The organism is Asticcacaulis sp. (genome assembly GCF_027484505.1).
GTDB lineage: Bacteria > Pseudomonadota > Alphaproteobacteria > Caulobacterales > Caulobacteraceae > Asticcacaulis.
Genome location: NZ_JAIXSV010000279.1, coordinates 15,803 through 36,796 on the forward strand (window position 1 = coordinate 15,803; position 20,994 = coordinate 36,796).

15 protein-coding genes are annotated in these 20,994 nt (G+C 59.7%); 7 read left to right on the top strand and 8 right to left on the bottom strand.

All coding sequences use genetic code 11. The features are described from left to right. The first annotated feature begins 136 nt into the window (after positions 1 to 136). Positions 137 to 1,273 (top strand): serine hydrolase domain-containing protein, encoded by a 1,137-nt coding sequence (locus Q0072_RS16255; RefSeq protein ID WP_298332274.1) that lies wholly within the window; start codon positions 137 to 139, stop codon positions 1,271 to 1,273. A gap of 99 nt (positions 1,274 to 1,372) precedes the next feature. On the opposite strand, the gene rarD is transcribed toward Q0072_RS16255, so the two are convergent. From rarD to Q0072_RS16270, 3 genes are all read right to left on the bottom strand, one after another. Further along, entirely contained in the window at positions 1,373 to 2,290 is a 918-nt protein-coding gene (rarD, locus tag Q0072_RS16260) for an EamA family transporter RarD (protein WP_298332276.1), read from the bottom strand. Between the two features lie 134 nt (positions 2,291 to 2,424). Further along, on the bottom strand, positions 2,425 to 3,453 hold the full coding sequence (locus Q0072_RS16265; protein ID WP_298332279.1) for an aspartate-semialdehyde dehydrogenase: 1,029 nt from the start codon (positions 3,451 to 3,453) through the stop codon (positions 2,425 to 2,427). Between the two features lie 172 nt (positions 3,454 to 3,625). After that, positions 3,626 to 4,039 (bottom strand): response regulator, encoded by a 414-nt coding sequence (locus tag Q0072_RS16270; protein ID WP_298332281.1) that lies wholly within the window; start codon positions 4,037 to 4,039, stop codon positions 3,626 to 3,628. 153 nt (positions 4,040 to 4,192) lie between these two features. Here Q0072_RS16270 and Q0072_RS16275 point away from each other — a divergent pair, with 153 nt between their 5' ends. From Q0072_RS16275 to Q0072_RS16285, 3 genes are all read left to right on the top strand, one after another. Then, positions 4,193 to 5,110, top strand: coding sequence for an NAD(P)/FAD-dependent oxidoreductase (locus Q0072_RS16275; RefSeq protein ID WP_298332283.1), 918 nt, complete (start codon positions 4,193 to 4,195; stop codon positions 5,108 to 5,110). Positions 5,111 to 5,224: 114 nt separating this feature from the next. Continuing rightward, complete coding sequence (zapE, locus tag Q0072_RS16280) at positions 5,225 to 6,337, top strand: cell division protein ZapE (RefSeq protein WP_298332286.1); 1,113 nt, start codon at positions 5,225 to 5,227, stop codon at positions 6,335 to 6,337. A 99-nt stretch (positions 6,338 to 6,436) separates the two neighbouring features. Beyond that, on the top strand, positions 6,437 to 7,897 hold the full coding sequence (locus Q0072_RS16285; RefSeq protein WP_298332289.1) for an alkaline phosphatase: 1,461 nt from the start codon (positions 6,437 to 6,439) through the stop codon (positions 7,895 to 7,897). A gap of 28 nt (positions 7,898 to 7,925) precedes the next feature. Here the strand turns inward: Q0072_RS16285 and Q0072_RS16290 are convergent, their stop codons facing one another. Continuing rightward, positions 7,926 to 8,750 (bottom strand): CoA ester lyase, encoded by an 825-nt coding sequence (locus Q0072_RS16290; RefSeq protein WP_298332291.1) that lies wholly within the window; start codon positions 8,748 to 8,750, stop codon positions 7,926 to 7,928. 203 nt (positions 8,751 to 8,953) lie between these two features. On the opposite strand from Q0072_RS16290, the gene Q0072_RS16295 reads away from it, so the two are divergent. Beyond that, positions 8,954 to 9,703 carry a Bax inhibitor-1/YccA family protein gene (locus tag Q0072_RS16295; RefSeq protein WP_298332293.1) on the top strand — a complete coding sequence of 250 codons (750 nt, stop codon included), beginning with the start codon at positions 8,954 to 8,956 and terminating at the stop codon, positions 9,701 to 9,703. 237 nt (positions 9,704 to 9,940) lie between these two features. On the opposite strand, the gene Q0072_RS16300 is transcribed toward Q0072_RS16295, so the two are convergent. The 3 genes from Q0072_RS16300 to Q0072_RS16310 form a co-directional block, all read right to left on the bottom strand. Continuing rightward, a complete protein-coding gene (locus tag Q0072_RS16300) occupies positions 9,941 to 10,285 on the bottom strand; it encodes a DUF2794 domain-containing protein (protein WP_298332296.1) in 345 nt (114 codons plus the stop codon). Between the two features lie 364 nt (positions 10,286 to 10,649). Continuing rightward, positions 10,650 to 13,370 carry a Tat pathway signal sequence domain protein gene (locus Q0072_RS16305; RefSeq protein WP_298332299.1) on the bottom strand — a complete coding sequence of 907 codons (2,721 nt, stop codon included), beginning with the start codon at positions 13,368 to 13,370 and terminating at the stop codon, positions 10,650 to 10,652. A 166-nt stretch (positions 13,371 to 13,536) separates the two neighbouring features. Continuing rightward, positions 13,537 to 16,725 (bottom strand): TonB-dependent receptor, encoded by a 3,189-nt coding sequence (locus Q0072_RS16310; protein ID WP_298332302.1) that lies wholly within the window; start codon positions 16,723 to 16,725, stop codon positions 13,537 to 13,539. A gap of 772 nt (positions 16,726 to 17,497) precedes the next feature. Between Q0072_RS16310 and Q0072_RS16315 the strand changes: the two genes are divergently transcribed. Together Q0072_RS16315 and Q0072_RS16320 are read left to right on the top strand one after the other, a co-directional pair. Then, positions 17,498 to 19,456: a rhamnogalacturonan lyase gene (locus Q0072_RS16315; RefSeq protein ID WP_298332305.1), complete on the top strand. Its 1,959-nt coding sequence runs from the start codon at positions 17,498 to 17,500 to the stop codon at positions 19,454 to 19,456. Positions 19,457 to 19,762: 306 nt separating this feature from the next. Beyond that, the gene (locus Q0072_RS16320) at positions 19,763 to 20,449 is read left to right on the top strand and encodes an ATP-binding protein (RefSeq protein ID WP_298332308.1); all 687 of its coding nucleotides are present in this window, start codon (positions 19,763 to 19,765) and stop codon (positions 20,447 to 20,449) included. Between the two features lie 3 nt (positions 20,450 to 20,452). Here the strand turns inward: Q0072_RS16320 and Q0072_RS16325 are convergent, their stop codons facing one another. After that, positions 20,453 to 20,920 carry a response regulator gene (locus Q0072_RS16325; protein WP_298332311.1) on the bottom strand — a complete coding sequence of 156 codons (468 nt, stop codon included), beginning with the start codon at positions 20,918 to 20,920 and terminating at the stop codon, positions 20,453 to 20,455. Between the last annotated feature and the right edge of the window lie 74 nt (positions 20,921 to 20,994).

The window sequence follows — 20,994 nt, forward strand, 5'->3', positions numbered from 1 at the left end:
TAAACAGCTCCCAAGGACAGGTGAAAAGCGCCTGCGTCATGGTGTCACGCTACCGCTCCAGCCTCGCCACGACAACCATTGCCCTTGGCCAGCCGCCCCCCTATAACCGTAAGGCTATGCTCCGGAGTACTGCCCCATGACCGACATCCACGGCACCGTCCCCGCCCGCTTCGCCGCCGTCAAGGACCGCTTTGCCCGGCATTTTGCCGAAGGCCCGGACGGCCTGAGCGAAAAGGGGGCGCGTTTCACCGTGGTGCAGGCCGATGAGGTCATTCTCGACCTGTGGGGCGGGGTGAAAAACCGCGAGGGCACCGAAGCCTTTAGCGAGACCACCCTCACGCCGGTCTTTTCATCGACCAAGGCCGTGACCGCGCTTATGATTGCGCGGCTGGTTGATCAGGGGAAGCTCGACTACGCCTATAAGGTCTCTGTGCTGTGGCCCGAGTTTGGCCGCAAAGGCAAGGAAAACATCACGCTGGGGCAACTGATCTCGCATCAGGGGGGGCTGTCGGGGTTCAGCCCGCCGATTGATCCGACCACCTGGTTCGATATTCCGGCCCTGCTGGAGGCCCTGTGCGATCAGGCGCCCCTGTGGACGCCCGGCGAGGGGTCCGGTTACCACCCCATCACCATCGGCTATCTGCTGGGGGAAATCTTCCGCCGCGCCGATGGGCGCACGTTGGGGACGGCCCTGCGCGAAGACATCGCCACGCCGTTCGGGCTCGACCTGATGATCGGCACGCCGGATAGCGAATTTTCTCGTATCTCGGAAATGTGGAAACCTACGCGCGCCCCGGACCTGGGTCCGCTTGATGCGATCAAACAGGCCGCCTTCCTCGACAAGGGCTCATCGCCGGCCGGGCGCGGGTCGGCGGACTGGCGGCGCATGGAAATCCCGTCGGCCAATGGGCACGCCACGGCCGAGGCTCTGGCCCTGCTGATGCAGGTGGTGGCCAATGGCGGCACGCTGATGGGGCAGCCGCTGCTGTCGGAAAAGACGCTGAACGACGCCACCAAGGAGCGTGTGTTCGGGCGCGACCGCGTCCTGCCGTTCGACCTGTCGTGGGGGGCGGGCTTCCTGCGCAATCGCGGCATCGGCATCTATGGCCCCAATGCCCGCGCCGTCGGCCATTCGGGCTGGGGCGGGTCATGTGTGATGGCCGACCCGGACAAGCGCCTCAGCATCGCCTATGTGATGAACCGTCAGTCGCACTACCTGATCGGCGATCCCCGTCCTGTCGGGCTGATCAATGAGGTGTACGCGGCGCTGTAAGCCCGACAGGACAAAGCCAAAAAAACTCCGGTCGGGCTGATTAATGAGGTTTATGCGGCGCTGTAAGCCCCTCTCCCTGCGTGCGGGGAGAGGGGGATTTTACCCCACCCGCATCTGCTTGGCGCGCCGCCACGCCCCGAAGGCAAACACCCCTGCGCCGAACCAGATAAAGGCGAAGGACAGCGCCCGCAGCGGCGTGAACAGCTCACCCTGAAACAGGCCGATCATGAAGGCAATCGTCGGGGCCATGAACTGAATAAAACCCATGGTCGAAAGCGGCAAACGACGCGCCACGTAAGAAAACAGAAACAGCGGCAGGACCGTCACGGGCCCGGTCAAAGCGAACCAGAAGGCGTGCGACAGGCCGCCGAAGAAGTGCCCCTGCCCCGTCCCTTCGAACCACACCAGATAGAGGATCGACGGCACAAACAGGAAGACGCATTCGACAAACAGCCCGGCCAGAGCCGACACCGCCAGTTGCTTGCGGATAATGCCATAGGTGGCAAACGACAGGGCCAGAGTGAGCGCGATATAGGGCACATGGCCCAGAGCCAGCGCCTGAATACCCACACCGACAATGGCCAGACCGATGGCGGCCTTGCCCCAGTTATCGAGGCGTTCCTTGAACAGGATCGCGCCCGCCGCCATGTTCAGCAGCGGGTTGAGATAATAGCCCAGCGCCGACTCGATGGTGTGGTGTTTGGTCACCGCCCACACGAAGACGCCCCAGTTAATGGCGATCATCAACGCCGCCACCAGCAGGGTCAGCGCCACCTTCGGCGTGCGGAAGATGGTGAGCACTTCCGGAAACTGCCGGGTGATCAGCACCAGCCCGCCCGACCAGATCAGCGCCCATACCGATCGGTGCGCCATGATCTCCAGTGCCTCTGCGCCAAAGTCTTTCATCGGCAGATAGACGAGCGGCGCAAAGCCCCACACGGCATAGCACAGTATGGCCAGACCGATGGGCGAAGCGAAAAACGAAGGCGAAGGGGCCGCGGGCTGAGCGGTGGACATAACGTATCCGATCAAAAAGATGTTTCGTGCGAAACAGGTAAGGCAATAGAGACGACAGGGCGTGTCAGCAACGAAAAAACCGGCGGAACCCTGGAGGTCCGCCGGTCTAAACGATCACTTAAGGTAAGTAAGGTTTAGGCTGTGACTGGCGTGATAACCCCGCGTTCGTCGAGAAGCTGTGCAATCTGCACGGCATTGAGCGCCGCGCCTTTGCGCAGATTGTCCGAGACGCACCAGAAGGCGAGACCGTTCGGCACGGACGGATCGTTGCGCAGGCGCGAAATGAAGGTGTCGAATTCCCCGACACATTCCTTCGGCGTCACATAGCCGCCGTTTTCGCGCTTATCGACCACGGCGATGCCGGGGGCTTCGCGCAGGATTTCGCGGGCTTCGGCCTCATCCAGCGGGTTTTCGAACTCGACATTGATGGACTCAGAGTGGCCGACGAACACCGGCACGCGCACGCATGTGGCAAAGACTTCGATATTCGGATCGAGGATCTTCTTCGTCTCGACCTTCATCTTCCACTCTTCCTTCGTCTGGCCGTCTTCCATGAAGACGTCGATGTGCGGAATGACATTGAAGGCGATTTCCTTGGTGAACTTCTTGGCCGGAACGTCACCCATGCCGTAGATGGCCTTGGTCTGGTTCCACAGTTCGTCCATGCCTTCCTTGCCCGCACCAGCGGTGGCCTGATAGGTCGAGACGACAACGCGCTTGACGCGCGCGGCATCGTGTAGCGGCTTCAAAGCCACGACCATCTGAATGGTCGAGCAGTTGGGGTTGGCGATGATGTTCTTCTTCTTGCAGTCCCAGACGGCATCCGGATTTACTTCGGGGACGATCAACGGCACATCCGGGTCCATGCGCCAGGCCGACGAATTGTCGATAACGATCGGGCCTTGCTTGCCGATCTTTTCCGACCATGCCTTCGACACGTCACCGCCGGCAGACATCAGCACGATATCGACCTTGGAGAAGTCGAACTGCTCAAGGTCTTCGCAACGCAGGGTGCGGTTGGCAAAGCTCACCTCAACGCCCAGCGATTTGCGCGACGCCACGGCGTAGATGTCCTTGATCGGAAAATTCACCTCTTCGAGCGTGGCAAGCATCTCACGGCCAACAGCGCCGGTGGCGCCGACAACGGCGACACGATAGGTCATCGGAAAACTCCAAAACTGAATGAGGCGGGCGCAAATAAACAAAAAGGCATCGCGCCTGAGGCGCGTGCCTTATCAGAGAAAGCCAGAGGGGAAAACGTCTTTTTTCTGTGCCCTCGACTCAGTCAGACTTATGTGAAGTCTGACTGAGTCAGTGGTTTCTTATGAGATTATTTCAGGCGTGCGCCGCCATGCCGCCCGGATAGGAGGGTGTAGTCGGCATGTGGCGGATACGATCCAGCGCCGACAGCAAGGCTTCGCGCGTGAAGGGCTTGGGCAACAGACCGTCGCCACCGACGTTTTGGCTGACCTCACGCAGGCGCGCCTGTTCTTTGCTGGTAAGAAACAGGATCGGCGTATGGCCCAGATTATGCCCCTGCTCGATCTGACGGATTTCACGCACCGCCTCGATACCGGACATGACGGGCATTTCAACGTCCATCAGAATGGCGTCGTATTCAGAGATTTCGTAGGCTTCGACGGCTTCGCGCCCATTGGCGGCGAAATCCACATCCATACCTGTGGGGGACAGGACGCAATCCATCATCTTACGCAGTGCGGAATTGTCCTCAACGCATAACAGTCTCATCTGGGTACGCTCCTCCGGAACTGTCTCTTCTCACGAAACATGCTCCCATGTTACAGTTTATTTCATACAAGTCCTATCAATTCCCTAATGGGTACTGATAAATTTATCGGCAAAATCCTTGCCAGATAAGTGATTTCGCCGCTTTATAGCCGCATGACCGCCGCATTCCCGCCATTCACGAATCATTCCGAAGACGTTGCATTCGAAGCGATTGTCATTGGGGGCGGGCCAGCGGGTTGCGCCTGCGCCCTGTGGCTGCACAAGCTGGGGGTTCGCGCGCTTCTGGTTGAGGCCAGTGACACACTGGGTGGTCTGCAAAGACGCAGTCCCTACGAAAATTTGTGGATTCCCGGCCTTATGGGCCACACCGGGGAAGAGGTGGCCGGCGCCCTGCATCGCCATGTCCATGCGATCGGCGTGCCCTGCCTGCTCAACAGCCGCGTAAGCCGCATCGAAGCCGCCGATGGCGGGTTCAGTCTTCGGGTCGAAGACGAGGCTGTACGCGGACACTACAGGACACAACATCTGGTAATAGCTACAGGGACGCAACCGGTGAGAGGGCACTTCCGTCCGGCGCACAACGTCGCCATCGGACCCGGTTATCCTATGGAAAACCTTGAGGTGCGCAATTGTAAAATTGCGATACTGGGCGGGGGCGATAACGCCTTCGATCAGGCGCGTTTTGTGCTGCAACGCGGCGCAAAATCGGTGACGATTTTCTCTCGCACGCCCCCGAAAGCGCAAATCGGACTACAGCAGATGATCCCGCAGGCTACGGTGCGCATTGGCCCCTACACCGCCGATCAGCAGGCCATGACGATCGATGGAGAGGCCTTCGATGCCTTTGGCGTCATGTATGGCTTTGAGGCGCAGGTGCCCGACGGTCTGCCCCAAGACCTTGAGTTGAAAAATGAAAACGGTTACATCGCGGTTAATCGACAAGGCGAGACGGCGCTTACGGGACTGTGGGCCTGTGGTGAGATGACCGACTACTGGCACCCCTGCGTGACCACTTCGGCGGCGCATGGCATCCAGGTGGCCAAGCAAATTTCGCTGCGCCTTGGGCGCTAAAGGGGCGCGGCGTCATTTACGCTTATGCAGCATTTTTTTAACCGCAAACCCACACTTGTCTGCTAGTTTGCGCCCCACAGCTTTTTATCACAATTTCGTGACACTTTCCGCCCCATGCCCGGTTCCGTTAAATCCGCCTACAAGCAGCTGATCAAATCGGGTCAGATCGCCGCCGATCCGGGGCAGGCCGAGGCCGTAGAGGTGCTGTCAAAGCTTGAGCGCACCTTGCGTGACAGCGCGGGCTTCTGGCAGGGCCTGTTTGGCGGGGCGCATTGCTACGGCCTGTACCTGTGGGGGCAGCCGGGGCGCGGCAAGTCCATGCTGATGGACCTGTTTTACGAACACCTCGCCTTTGAGCCCAAGCGCCGCATCCACTTTCATGCCTTTATGGCCAAGGTGCATGAGCTGGTGCAGGTGTGGCGTCAGGGCGATGCGAAGCAACGTCAGTCGGTCTTTGGCACGTCGAAGGGCGATGACCCGGTCGCCCCGGTGGCCCGACTGATCGCCAAGGAGTCAAAGCTGCTCTGTTTCGATGAGCTTCAGGTGACCGACATTGCCGACGCCATGATTCTGGGGCGGCTGTTTGAGGCTCTGTTCGCGCAGAAGGTGACCATCGTCATCACCTCCAACCGCGCGCCCGAAGCCCTCTACAAGAACGGCCTAAACCGCGACCTGTTCGTGCCGTTCATCGACATGATCCGCGCCCAAATGACGGTGCACGAGGTCAGGGGGCCAAAGGATTTCCGTCTGGATCGCCTCAGAGGGGCGCGCGTCTATTTCACGCCGGACGATGCGGCATCCGAGGCCGCCTATGACGCTCTGTGGCGCGACATGGTCGGGCCGGGCAAGGCGGTCCTAACCACGCTGAGCGTCAATGAGCGCAAGCTGACGCTGAAACGCACCTGCGGGCCGCTGTTGCGCGCCAGCTTTGCCGAACTGTGCGCTGAAAATAACGGCCCGGCGGACTATCTGGCCATTGCCGAGCGCTTCACCACCGTCTTTATCGACCACATCCCGCAACTGGGACCGGAAAAGCGCAACGAAGCCAAACGCTTCGTCACCCTGATCGACGCGCTCTATGAGGCCAATACCAAGCTGGTCGTGCTGGCCGCGGCTGAACCGGAGGCGCTTTATCCGGCTGGCGATGGCGCGTTCGAGTTTGAGCGCACCGTGTCGCGCCTTGAGGAAATGCGCTCGCAGACCTATCTCGAAAAAGTCGCCGACTGACCTTTTTTCTGTCACCGGACTGTCATCGGCACCCGTTACAGGCACGGCCATTGTCGGTCCACGTCTCTTGCGGGGCCGTCGCTTTCAGGGGCTCCTGCCATGTCCGTCCGCGTCCTCACCCTGCTTTTCGCTGCCCTCAGCCTGCCGCTTTCGGCGGTCGCGCAAACCGCACCAGCCACCCTTCCCGCCACGCGTGACCTGACGCAGGACGCCGGTTTCAAAGCGCAGAAAGCCGCCATCGAGGCCGCCGCGGCCCAGATGCCCAATACGGGTCGCGCCAAAAACGTCATTCTGTTTATCGGCGATGGCATGGGCATCAATTCGGTGACCGCCGGACGCATACTGGCCGGGCAGGTGCGCGGTCAGGACGGGGCCAGCTACGTACTGTCGTTCGAAGCCCTGCCCTATACGGCGTTTTCCAAGACCTATTCGACCAATAATCTGGTCACCGACTCCGCCAATGGCATCTCGGCCATCACCACCGGCGTCAAGACGATCAACGGCGCCATCGGCGTCAATGGCGACGTGAAGAGTAAAAGCTGTGAAGGCGTCGCGGCCGCCCGCGTCCTGACCATCGCCGAGCAGGCCAAGCTGTCGGGCCGCTCGGCCGGCGCCGTCACCACATCCGGTATTACGGACGCGACCCCGGTCGGCACCTATGGCCACACCTCGACGCGCAACTGGCGCTCGGACACCGACCTGCCGCCCGAAGCCGTGGCCGCAGGCTGCACCGATCTGGCCCGACAACTGGTGCAGGCCCCGGCGGCGCTGCGCCTTGACGTCGCCATGGGTGGCGATCTCGAAGACTTCCTGCCCGTGACCGCCGGTGGCGTGCGCAAGGACGGCCGCGACTTAACCGCCGAATGGAAGGCGCAAAAAAACGCCGCCGTCCTGACCGGCAAGACGCAGCTTGCGGCGCTGAACACCCAAACCGCCGGGCCGGTTCTGGGCCTGTTCAGCAAGGGCGACCTGCCCTCGCCGCTCGATAAGCCGCAGGACGTGCCGGGTCTCGATGAAATGACCGCAAAGGCCATCGACCTCCTGTCGCGCAATGACAAGGGCTACTTCCTGCTGGTCGAATCCGCCTCGATCGACAAGTGGCACCACCGCAATGACGCCCACCGCGCCCTGCACGATGTCGATGAACTGGCCAAGGCGGTGAGCGTCGCCCTGGCCAAAACCGACCCGAAAGACACGCTGATCCTGATTACCGCCGACCACAGCCACGGCCTGACCCTATCCGGCTATGCGCCGCGCGATGGCCGCATCGACGGCGTTTCGGGTCAGGGTGACAAGGCCTATCCGCTGCTTAGCTACGCCACCGGCCCCGGTGGCGAGCACCCGCACGCGGGCGGCTACACGGCTGAGGAAACCGAGGCGCTGGGCTTCACCAATCCGGCCCTGTTCGGCATGCCGAGCGCGGCGCATGGCGGCGAGGACGTGCCGGTCTATGCGCGCGGCCCGCAGGCCTATCTGGTGCGCTCGACCGTGGACTCGACCTATCTCTATCAGGTCATGGCCCGCGCCCTGTTCGGCACGGACGCGGCTAAGACGAAGTAGGCTCGGATCTTAAGCGCCTCGCCTGTAATCAGGGGAGGCGCTGACCAGCCGACCCCAGCCAGCGCTGCGCCGTGGCGAGGTGCATCCGCTCGACCATCTCGCCATTGACAGACACCACGCCGCGATCAGCGTTTTCAGGTTGCGCAAAGGCCGCAACCACGGCGCGGGCCCAGTCGAGCTGCTCTGCCGTGGCTGCAAAGACCGCATTGGCGACGGCGATCTGCGCCGGATGGATCAGCGTCTTACCGTCAAAGCCCAGCGCCTGGCCATTCGCGCATTCACGCCGCAGCCCCTCGTCATCGCGGAAGGCATTATAGACGCCGTCGATGACACTGAGGCCGAAGGCGCGACCATGCAGCACAATATGGGACAGGGCCAGTTGCAACTCGGTACGTTCCGGAGTCGGTGAAACGCGCAGATCGGCGCGCAGATCATTCGGCCCGGCGATCAGGCCCTGAAGCCCCGGCGCCGTGCAAATCTCACGCAGGTTCAGCACACCCTTCGCCGTCTCGATCATCGCCCACACCGGCGCTTCGTAGCCATGCAGATGCACCGGCAAACCCACCTTGGGCACGACATAGCCGTGTAGCCCGTGCCCGACAAAGCGCGTCAGGGCCTGCAAAATCGGCGTCTTCAGCGCTGGATCGACCCGCACGAGGACCACCGGCGCAGCAAACCCACCGGCCTCAAGGGCGCGAACGACGCGCTTCAGCGCCTCAGCCTTCTCTGCCTCACCGGCGGAGTCCTCCAGATCGAGGATCAGGGCATCGGCTTCCAGCGCCGCCACCTTTGACATGGCCTTGTCATTGGCGGCGGGGACAAACAGGACGGAGCGGAGCGGCAAATGCATCATGCAGGCATTTTACGCCGCTTTGGCCACGCCTGAAACCTCAATCCGGTGAGCGCCCTCCAAAACCTCAGATTATGCAATCTTTTGCATGAATTAAATCGATTGTCGCGTCGCCTCCGGCCATGGCCTCACCCTTGTCATAATGGGGGTTTAGCCTCATATTAGGTCTCAACAGGCCATACCGGCCCAACCCACAGGGATTTACAATGAACGACTTTCGCAGTCACAATCCGGCCAACGCGACCGTACAGGACATGTCGGTCGATGCGGGCCTGCGCAGCTTCATGCTGGGCGTCTATAACAAGATGGCTCTGGGCCTTCTGCTGACCGGCGCGCTCGCCTGGGCGGCCGCCAACGTCCCGGAAATCACGAACCTCATGTTCCGTGTGACCGCGGAGGGTCGCCTGGCAGGTTATACCCTTATGGGCTACATCATCTCCTTCGCGCCGGTGGTCATCCTGCTGGGGTCGGGCTTTGTGATGCGTCAGCCGACGGTTGCGTCTACCAGCATCCTGTACTGGCTGGTTGTGGCCCTGATCGGCCTGTCCACCGGGGCCAACTTCCTCGTTTACACGGGCGGCTCTCTGGCCTCGACCTTCTTCGTCACCGCCGCCGCCTTTGGTGCACTGAGCCTCTACGGCTATACCACCAAGCGCGACATGAGCGGGTGGGGCAAGTTCCTGTTCATGGCCGTCATCGGTCTGATTATCGCCAGTCTGGTCAACCTGTTCCTGCAAAGCTCGATGCTCTACTTCATCGTCAGCGGTCTGGGCGTGCTGATCTTCTCCGCCCTGATCGCTTTCGAGACGCAGAACCTCAAGCACACCTATTACCAACTGGGTGGTAATGAAGCGGGTATGGCCATGGCCACCAACTATGGTGCACTGAGCCTCTACATCAGCTTCGTCAACCTGTTCCAGTTCCTGCTGGCCTTTATGGGCGTGCGTCGCGACTAGAGCGCTTTCCGAAAAGTGTGACGCACTTTTCGGATAAAAAAGCGCGTTAAACCATGAACTTAGAGCGCTATTTCGATTCAGAATGAACGAAATACGCTCTAAATCAGCCGTAGGCCTGAACATAAAACCCCGCCGGAACGTTCTGGCGGGGTTTTTGTTTGGCCGAAAGCGATGAGGGAAGCACGGATCAAGCGCGCAGCGTTCGTGTCTTTTCGTGTTTTTCGTGGCCAGACACCTTTACCCGATCACATCCAGCTTCGTCTTGTCGAGCACGCTCAACACCGGCTCCAGTTCGCGCCCGCGCTTAAGCACCATGCCGTTCTGATTGAAGACCGCAAATGCCCCCTGCTTGCGCGCCAGCGACGGGCGCTTTTCGATGCGATAGACGGGGGCCTCGCCGCTACGCCGGAAGATGTTGAAGACCACCACGTCGGTCAGACTGTCTATGCCATAGTCGCGCCAGTCGCCCGACGCCACCTTGCGTCCATACAGTCTGAGGATCAGCTCCAGTTCGCGCCGTTCAAAGAAGACCGGCCCTTTCGGCGCGGTGATAAACCCTGTGCCCTGATCCTGAAAGCTCATGCGGCGAACCTTTCATCAACCCAGCCTATAGTCGCCCGATCCTGTAAAAAGACAAGTGGCATGACGCTCCCCGGCGCAACCCGCCCATGCAAACGGTGGCATCACGATCACGTTTCCAAAAGAAATGAACCCACCCCAAAATGACCTCATTTCAGCCGTTTAGGCGCCCATATTGGCCTATACAAGATGAGTGTCGGCCGGATCGGTTCGTCGGGTCCACCCCCTGAACAGCCCCCCAGCCCAGGACCTGACCGCCAGTCAATGGCAGCTCCCCTCCGGCCGACATGCCCTCTTTTGTCCCCCCTGAAAACGAGGCAAAAACGCACCGCCCCCTCCCCGGCCGGTGCGTTTTTTATTGAGCCGATTACAGAATGCCTGCGACCTTTGCCGCTTCGTCCAGACTGTCGCCAATAAGGGCCAGATTCTGGATGGCCGACAGGCCCCACTGCGCCGTGCCATTGGTCGAGAGGGTCGGGTCTTCGTCCAGCGGACGCAGGACCGCCGGGCCGTCGATACGCTGTGTGCGGCGTTTCAGCCCGCCATCGGATTCGCGCCCGTCCTTGCCGAAAAACTCGCTCCAAGCCCGCAGCGCCAGCGCCTTGTCCCGCTCATGGAAGGCGGCAAAGGCCGTCAGGCGCGAATGGGCATCACGCAGATTGCGTCCGCCGGGCACGCTTCCCAACAAGGCCTTAAGCTCATCGTTGGGCGCGTTATAATAGCGGCAATATTCCAGCCACGCCTTACGATAGGCCGGCACATCGACCAGTTCCCACAGCTCTGAGGTCATTTCGACCACACCGAACACGGCATTAAGGTGCGAGACGCTGATATAGTCGCCATCGCCCAGAAACTTACCCGTCTTCAGATCATAGGGCGCTTCGCCCGCGAACCAGCGCCGCTTCAGCCCGGCAATGGTGGTCATGCCGTTGACGATCCGGTCGCGCCAGCGCGTATCCTGCGTGCGCTCCCATTCGGTCAGCCATGCCCCCAGAAACGCCCCCCACGACGTGCCGAAGCCTGAGGCCACGACGCCCTTCGGGCGCTCCCGGCCCGGTGCGGGTGGCAGCTTGCGCGAAATATCGACATTTTCCAGCGCGTAGTCGGAATCGACCAGATCACGCATCAGATCACCGACGCGCTCATCGGCGGTCAGATAGTAGTAGATGCGGCGATAGGCGACGTTCGAGACGCGCGGCTGCTTGGACGAATCCGACCACGGCTGCACACCGTGGCGCGTGCCAAAGCCCTTGAAGCGGCCGAGGTGATAGACATCAACTTCGCCCGTTTGCCGCGTCATGGCCTCGGCGAATTTGAACACGTCGGCGCGGCCCGTGCGCAGATAGGTGTACCAGATCCACAGGTCGGTCGAGAGTTCGGAATTGTCCCAGGCATAGCCGCCGATGTCATAGCGCCACATGTGACGCTCATGATCGTAGGTGTGCATGACATCGCCATAGGTCCAGAAGCCGTACCAGCGGCGCTGATCGACCTCCTTCATATAGTAGTCGATCTGATAGGTCAGGCGGTCTTCGAGGATTTTGCGCGCCGGGGTCGATGAATTGGCCACGTCCCAGTCACCAAAGACGCCGCATTGGTGGATGCGTTCCGGCGACAGGACCAGACGCGCCGGATTGGCCACCTGTTCGGCCATGTCGGAGAAGACCTGATGCGAGGGCGTCGCCCCCAGCACCCACAGGTTCAGTTCCGAGGTGCGCGCCACGCCGGTCGCGGTGTCCCAGCCCTTTTCGTAGTCCTCATAGGTGATGTTGAGGCCTTCGATCTCTTCAGGATGGGTGTCCATGCCGTCGGCCGAGCGATAGGGGCGCACATCCATGGCCGGGGCGTCCGGCGACCACAGCCACGCCGTGATCTCGGCCATCTCGGTATGGGCATTGCGCACATCGAGCTGCGTAGGCGAGCGCTGCCAGAAGTCCTTGAAGCCCAGCGCCACGCCGCCGCTCGCGCCGCCGACATAGGCCAGCCCCTTGCTGCGCGTTCCGGCATTGGAGTCGATCCAGGCGTGACCGGCGCGCGTGCGCTTTTTGATGGTGTAGCCATCGGGCGTCAGTTGCGACAGCGTGAAGTCGCCCCATTCCGGTATCCATTTCAGCCCGTCCTGCACTGGCTTGGCCATGTCGGCCACGGCCACGGCCTTGCCTTCGACCTGAGCGACGCCCAGCCCCTTGCCCACCGGACGGCGCAGGCCGGTCAGCGGACGCACCGCCTCACCCCACACGCCCACACCGTCGCCCGTCAGGCGGATATGGCGGTTGTGCGTCTCTTCGGTCATCGGCGTCTTGGCGGTAACGCCCAGACCGCGGATAAAGTCCTTGAACGGGTCCCCATCATAGATGAAGGAATGCACGATGCGCACATTTTCGGAACCGGCATAGAAATAGAGCCGCACCGAGAAGGGCAGCCAGTCGCGGCCATTTCCGGAATGCACACCCTCAATCTTGAGCACCGCGCGCACAGGCCCGGTCTGTTCGACCGTGACCTTGCTGACCTTGCTGCTGAAAGTCTGCTGGCTGACGCTGCCCGTGGCGTCGAGATCAGGCTGGTTTTGCCACAGGGCGACCAGCTTCATCTCTTTGAGCGTCAGGCGGCCCGCACGGGTGGCGGTGGCGATCAGATGCTCACCCGACGTCGGCACCACCCACACCAGATCGCCTGAAGTCACCGTGACCGCAGCGGCCTCCTGTTTGACGCTAACGGCCTTGGCAGGGGCGGTCGCCTTGCCCGGCGCGAGCGATAACCCTGCGGGTTTGCTCCCCGCCGGCACCGCGTGCGCCGTCCATTTCAGCGACCCGTCAGGCCAGTAGGCCAGCGGCCACGACTGCACCGGCACCTCACCCAGTTTGAAGTCCGGCACCTTGCCCCTAGCGGGCTTCACCGTGCCGCGCGGCCACGGCACACCCAGCGTCGCCCCTTCAAAAGCCGCCGGTGCCCCGTCCAGCCATCTGAGATCGGTCGAAGCCACAGGCGTTGCCTTTACCGGAGCCGCCTGAGCCACAGCGGGCAGGACGCTCAGGGCCGACAGGGCGACAGCGGATTGCAGGAGATGGCGGCGCGAAAGAGAGGTCATGGTTCCCAGCCCTTAAATAAAGTCAACGACTTGAACGCTGACGGCGGTCGTTTCCGGCGCACTATCGCTCAATTTTGTCCAAAATTGATCACGCAACCCTGTCCGTCAATAAAAAACCGCCGCCCGGAGTTCCGGACGGCGGTAAGACGCTTTAACTGAACACCAACTATTCGAACTTGGCGCGGAAGCCCACAAAGAAGCGACGGCCCGTGTAAGACGTATCAAGCGTTATAGGAATAGACCCAGCCTTATCGAAGCTTAGGTAATCAGAGTAGTCGCGGCTGAGCACTTCGTTAGTCAGGTTTTTACCTTCCCAGAACAACTCGATCGTATTGTTCAGCTTGTAGGCGACACGGGCATCGAGATAACCCGTTTCACGGCGGAAGATCGGCGAACCTGGATAGTAGTTGTTGTTGACGCCTGCAGCGCTAAACGGAGACAGCCCATTGGCATTTCGCAAGCCGCCAAAGGTCTGATAGAATTCCGAACGGGCCTGCCAAGCTACGCGAGCATTGATACGGCCATCATCATACCACAGGTTGACATTGTAGTAGTATTTGGACTGCGACCGCAACGGCAGGTCCCGACCCGTGAGCGGGTCTATTTCGGTAGAACTGCCGGCGATTTCCGACGTGCCAAAGTTAAATCCACCCCCTGTGTACTTCAGATTCCAGGGCAGATAAGTGAAGGCCGAACGTGCCGCAAATTCATAACCTTCCGTTACACTCCCCGGACCATCGATATAGGTCGGCAGATCGTATTTTTTACCATTAAATTCCACATCGTTGTACGTGATATTGATGGGCGCGCCAACCGTCGTATTGATACGGAACACCCCAACGCTGACTTGCGTATCCTTGTTGGGATACCATTCGAGGGACAGGTTGGTTGTACGGGCCTTATACCCCTGAAGTGCCGGATTACCGATACGCGATGAACAGGTGGAGTCGATGTCGTTGCCATCCACATCGGTCAGGTTTTCATACTGTTCGCCGATTTCACGACAGGTTACAACCGCACCACCCGTGACCTCTTGCAAGCGGGGGCGTGCCGCCACCTTGGCCAGCGAATAGCGAACCACCAGCTTGTCCTCAATCGGCCAGGCCGCAAGGTTAAAGCTGGGCAGTACATCCTCACTGCTGCGTTTGGTTGAATTCTTCACCAACTCTCTGAGAGTATACGTGTAGTCATATTGCCCAGGCACGGCTCTCGGAGTAGGCACCGCATTCTCGAAACGAATGAAGTTAGTTCCAGACGCATCCCATTTGTTATAACGAACGCCGATATTACCCGTGAAATCAACCCCAAAGAGGCGTTGCTCGAAATCAGCCATCAGATAGGCGGATTTAGATTGCTCTTCCCCCGTGTAGGCGGGTTGTTCATAAACCTTGCCATCTGAGCCCTTACAGGTCTTCAGGCAGTCCATATTATAATTGTTCAGACCGAACCATCCCTGCATCATGCTGAAGGCTTGGGGAACGTCAATGGATGCCCAGGTTGTCGGCAACGAACCGCGATCCGAATAACCCGACATGAATTCCTTGCCCGGCAAATCGATCAGGGTATTTGTTACCAAAGAGAGATACTGTTCAGGTGTCAGGGTATAAAGGTTGCGCAGAGAACTGGTGCCCGTACCCGGCACGGTGGCGTAAGAACAAGGCACCGTAGTCGTCGCATATTGCGTATAACAGGTACGGAAATTGTCCTGCAGGAAGGCCGCCGGCAAGGTCACACCATTGCCCAGTTCAGCCCCCGGACCGCCCCAGCCTCTCGCCTCATACTGACGCGCTTGGACGCCAAATTTGAGCGTTTTGAGCGGCCCGAATGAATTGAACCTCTTCGTAACATCGATCTGTGCTACGTCTTCGGTGGTTTTGCCCATGCTGGGCGTGTAATCAATACGCACATTGCTCGAATAGGGGTTGCGCGCTGTACCGGCAAGCGTTGGCGCTATGGCAAGAGGCATATAGGCCGCCGGATTCATCGTATCCACGGATGAAGGCAGGCTATATACCCACAGACCGTTGGTCGGATCGACCTTCCACGTAATCGAAGGAATGCCGGAAATCGAATACGAGATGACGTTGGACTCTGACTGAGACTCAGCCTCGGAACGCCCAAAACGGCCCGTGATAAGCAGGCTGTCCTTCTTGTAATCGAAGCCGGTCTGAATGTATGTTGTGCCCGTTTCAGTAGAAAAATCGCGCGCTTGGGTCGTCAGACCCAGTGTTGAAGTCGCGGTGGGCACCAGTGTCATGCCGGTCAGGAAGTGCTTGTCGCTGAACGTTGCATTGGTAAAGCCCGCCGTCACAACGGTTCCCGTCGAGTTCAGGACTGCCGGCGGCGTGTTCAGACTGAAATTATTATCGTTATTACGACGTTCAATACGGTTTGGGTTATAGTTGAGGAAGAGGCTCAGATTATCCGTTGCCTTATAGTCAAAGCGCAGTTGCAGTGACTGGCGGGTGTCGTAACGCAGCCAGCGGCTGTAGCGCGGAAGCGACGGGACGTAATCGTTCCACTGTTGATAGCAGTTGGCGCGGCTGTTGATGCCGCTGGCGGACAGAGCCGCGCAGCCTGCCTTGGTCGTCACCGCCGCCGCCGCCGCATCCCACGCGGTGGGAACGGTGTAGGTCTTTTCCAGCGATCCATCCAGATCAGCCGTCAGAATGTAACCCTGATTGTTGTTTGAGGTGCGGGCGATGTCGCCGCCGAAGTAGGATTTGTCGTAGCTGTAGTTAAACAGGACACCCAAACGATTATCGAGGAATTTGCGCGAGGCCACAATGGTAGCGCGCGGCGACCAACCGTCCAGCATGCTCATCCGCTGATACTGGAGATTTAGCTGAACATAGGGTTTTTTGAAATCGAGACCGGTGCGCTGCTCGATACGAACTGTACCGCCGATACCGCCCGATGTCATATCCGCGGTCTGACCCTTGACCACGTCAACGCTCTTGATGAGGTCAGAGGAAAGGTCGGTCAGGTTGGCGGCGCGACCATCACCACCGGTCCCGAGCGTAGACATACCATTCACTTCGATGCGCACGAGTTCTGCGCCCATACCCCGGATAGAGAGCCCCCCCGTGCCGCCATCGTCGTTGCGATCCAGCGCCACCCCGGCGATACGCGAAATCGCTTCGCCGACGTTTTTATCCGGAAACTGAGCCACGTCATCAGCAACAATCGAGTCTTGAGTGGTTGCCGCGCGCTTTTTGCGATCAATCGCGGAGCGTTCCGACTTACGCACACCCACGACGATAACGTCCTGAATTTCATCTTCCTTTTTTGGCGCGGCTTCCTGCGCATAGGCGGCGCCGGAAACGGCCAGCATGACGAGGCCCGAACCGGCCATCAGATACTTCGCGAAAGACGACTTGGGTGACTTTGGGGGCAATGTCTGCACTTTATTCCTCCGATATGCCGTCTGAACGGCACGTCCCTTAAGAACTGCGTTGGTTCCTAGACTGCACGGGGAATAAACAGTACGACGCACACGACGGCGCGTCGCTTACACAGAAAACGACTCCAGACGACAGAACAGACCCCGCCTTTGTGGTTAGGCGCAGGCACACACACATATCCCGTCAGTTCGGAAACGCCTTCCGGCTTTTCACTCCCCTGCCAGGGCCCTTTGTTTTTGTGCGGGCCTCTGACGCAACAACCTGTTGGATGACAGTGATCCTCATTGATCGAAGGTGATAAGTCAAGCCACAATGTGATCATAATTGGCCTTAAGTCCGACAATAGAGTCGCATTGCCGCCCAAAAGTAACACAAATGTCACACAATTGCGGCCGTTTGGACAAATTATTCAAAACTTACAATCATTTATACGGCTCACGCGAGGGTTGCGAGCGGCGTTTGAACGGCTGTCGTTTTCATATTTAGTTGTTTTGTTTCAACGTACTGCATAGGCGACAAGACGATTGTCGCATTCTGGCCCGCCGCGCTGAGTACGCCGCATTTCAATGGCCACTTAAACCATTCAAAAAATCATTTTCGATCAATTTCGATTGGAAGGGCACAAATTTGTGCTATCGCTGGCGACAGATCGGCTCAACTGGCGCGTAAAACGTCCCGGAAAGCAGCGGCACGCGTGAACAAGGCCACGCATCGGAGGAATATATGACAAACCCGACACTCAAGGCTTCTCTTCTGGCGGGCGTCGCCCTGATGCTCGGCGCGGCACCAGTGATGGCGGCCGACGCACCAAAGGCCAAGGTCGAATATCTGGACCGTGGCGCGGTCGCAGTGACCGCCGAAAAGGGCGTGCTGGTCAGCTGGCGCGCGCTGGTGACGGATGATGCCAAACTGGGTTTCAATGTTTATCGCGACGGCCGCAAGCTGAATACGAAGCCGATCACGACGACGACCAGCTTCAAGGACGAGGCGGGCTCTAAGACTGCGGCCTACGAGGTGCGCGAAGTCAACGGCGGCAAGGAAGGCCCCGCCTCCAAGGCCCTGCGGATCGACGGTTACCTGTCTATCCCGCTGAACAAGCCCGCTGACGGGACGACGCCGGACGGGCAGGCCTATAGCTACACCGCCAATGACGCTTCGGTCGGTGATCTGGATGGCGACGGGCGCTATGACATCATCCTGAAGTGGGAGCCGACCAATGCCAAGGACAATAGCCAGGGCGGCTACACGGGGCCGGTGCTGCTCGATGCCTATACGCTGGACGGCAAGCAACTGTGGCGCATCAATCTGGGGCGCAATATCCGCGCCGGGGCGCACTACATGCAGTTTCAGGTGGCCGACTATGACGGCGACGGCAAGGCCGAGCTGATCGTCAAGACGGCGGATGGCACCACCGACGCGCAGGGCAAGGTGATCGGCGACGCCACCGCTGACTGGGTCACACCTTCGGGGGAGATCGAGAACAAGGACCGCACCGGTTCGCGTCAGACCGAAGACGGCAAGCTGATGGCGCGCCTGACCGGTCGCGTGCTTAAGGGGCCGGAATATCTCAGCGTGTTCGAAGGCGCGACGGGCAAGGTGGTCGATACCATCGCCTATCCGTCGCCGCGCGGTCCGAACGGCGACAATCCGACCGATGCCGAAGCGACGGCGCGCTGGGGCGATGCCTATGGCAACCGCAGCGACCGCTTCCTGGCCGGAACCGCTTGGCTGGACGGGCAGCACCCCAGCGCCATCTTTGCGCGCGGCTACTACGCCCGCACCACTATTGCCGCCGTTGATTACAAAAACGGCAAGCTGACCAATCGCTGGTACTTCGACTCCGAAGCCGCCGGCGTGCCGTCCGGCTATTCCGGGCAGGGCAATCACCAGTTCAGCGTCGCCGATGTCGATGGCGACGGTAAGCAGGAAATCCTCTACGGCGCCATGGCACTGGATGACACCGGCAAGCCTTTGTGGACCACCGGCATGGGCCACGGCGACGCCATGCACGTCTCTGACCTCGACCCCAATCGTCCGGGCCTCGAAAAGTGGGGCGTGCATGAGAATATGAAGATGTCGGGTAATACCGGCGCGGCGCTGCTCAATGCGCGGACCGGCGAAGTGATTTTCAAGGTGCCTGCGGAAAAAGACACCGGCCGGGGTGCCGCGGGCGATATCGACCCGCGCCATGCGGGGGCCGAATTCTGGGGGTCAAACAGCGGTAATCTGTACGACGTCAAGGGCAATGTCATATCCGAAAAGCGCCCGCGCCAGATGAACTTCATGGTGTGGTGGGACGGCGATCTGCTGCGTGAACTGCTGGACGGGAACAAGGTCTATAAGTGGGACTGGAATACGTCTGAGTCGAAGGTGATTCTGGACGCGCAGGGTGCCACGTCGAACAACGGCACCAAATCGACGCCGGCCCTGTCGGCGGACCTGTTCGGCGACTGGCGCGAAGAGGTGATGCTGCGCAGCGAGGACAACACGTCCTTACGCATCTATTCCACCAACATCCCGACGACCCACAAATTCACCACCCTGATGCAGGACCCGCAATACCGCGCCGCCATTGCCTGGCAGAACACCGCCTATAACCAGCCGCCCTGGCCGTCCTACTTTATCGGCGAAGGCATGAAGGCACCGCCGAAGGCGTCAGTCAACGTCACCAAAGCCCAATAGATTTTCTATTTCGCTCTGGTGCAAGCTATGAGCCCCGTCGTCTCCGACGGGGCTCTTTTTTGCATCAAAAACGCGAATGAAAGGCAATAACCGTAACAAAAACAATCAAATTTATGTGCTTTCAGTTTGCGTTTAAATCTCTGTAAGGTTGTGAGGGCGTATAAGTAACCGGTTCATGGGATTGCAAAAGCCGCCCATGAGCCTAGTTCAGGCGTACCCTGGGGCCACGGTATGCAGCGAAGCGTAAGCGGTATAGTTTTCCATTAAGGCACGGAGCCCAACATGCAAAAATATCAGATAAGGAGCATGACCGAGATGGACCCGGCGGAGGAATTCAAGGACTTCGCCTACATCGTGTCGCACGATCTGGCCGGGCCCGTGCGGTCCCTGGTCGAGTTTTCGCGACTGCTGGTCGAACAGGCCTCGGTGCCCGAAACGGACGACGCGCGCACCAATCTGTCCATGGTTCTGGAAAGCGGGGAAAAGCTACAGGAAATCCTGCACGGCCTGCTCCAGTTCTCACGCCTCAACACTGTGCCGCGTCTGGATCAGAAGGTCGATCTGGAAGAAATCGTCGCGCGCGTGCATATGAACCGTCAGACCGATCTGGATATGATTCGCGGCACGCTAAACGCGGGCAATCTGCCGGAGGTCACTGGCGACCCCAATCGCCTGTATCAGTTGTTCTACATGCTGATCGACAACGCCATCAAATTCCGCCGCCGCAATCAGCCGCTGATCATCGACATCACTTGCGAAGAGACCGAGCAGGCCTACTGGATTTCGATCACCGACAATGGCATCGGCATTGACCCGATGTTCCATGACGATGTGTTCCGCCCTTTGCGCAAACTGCATAATGACGACGTCTATGACGGGGCTGGCATGGGCCTGACCCTGGCGCGCAAGATTGTCCTGATGCACGGTGGTCAGATCGGTATTGGCTCATCGGATGACGGCACGGCCATCTCGTTCAGCCTGCCCAAGGCCTGAGTTTCAAAGACTGTGCGGCAGGCCGTCCGGGAAACGAAAAGGACCGCCACGACCGGAGGCGTCCATCGTGAACCTGCGTAAAGCCTGAGCCAGATCGTCAAAGGCGTGCGGGGTGTCGGGCTTTTCGATATGGCCGTCCGAACCGCAGCGCTCGCCTTCGGCCACATGCTCCGGCGTGACCAGACCCGACATCAGCAAAATACGCACCGCTTTCAGAGCCGGATCGGTGCGGACCTTTTCCAGCACCTGAAAGCCACTGAGGCGCGGCAGGCGGCAATCGAGCAGAACCAGCACGGGTAAAGGTTTTCCGCTATACTCCCCTTCGCCCAGCAGGCGCTGCAAGGCCTGCTCACCTGATCGCGACGTCTCAATGACCGCCTCGCTCAACACTGAATTCAAGGCGCGGGTGAGCAGCACCGCGTCGCCGCGATTGTCATCGACAATCAGGATGTGCAGCTCAGGCGGTGTCATCCGGCGGGGCCCTGAGGGTATGTTCAGGCTTCGCAATATGCTGTTATTCGGACCTTTTAGCAAATCCATTTCAT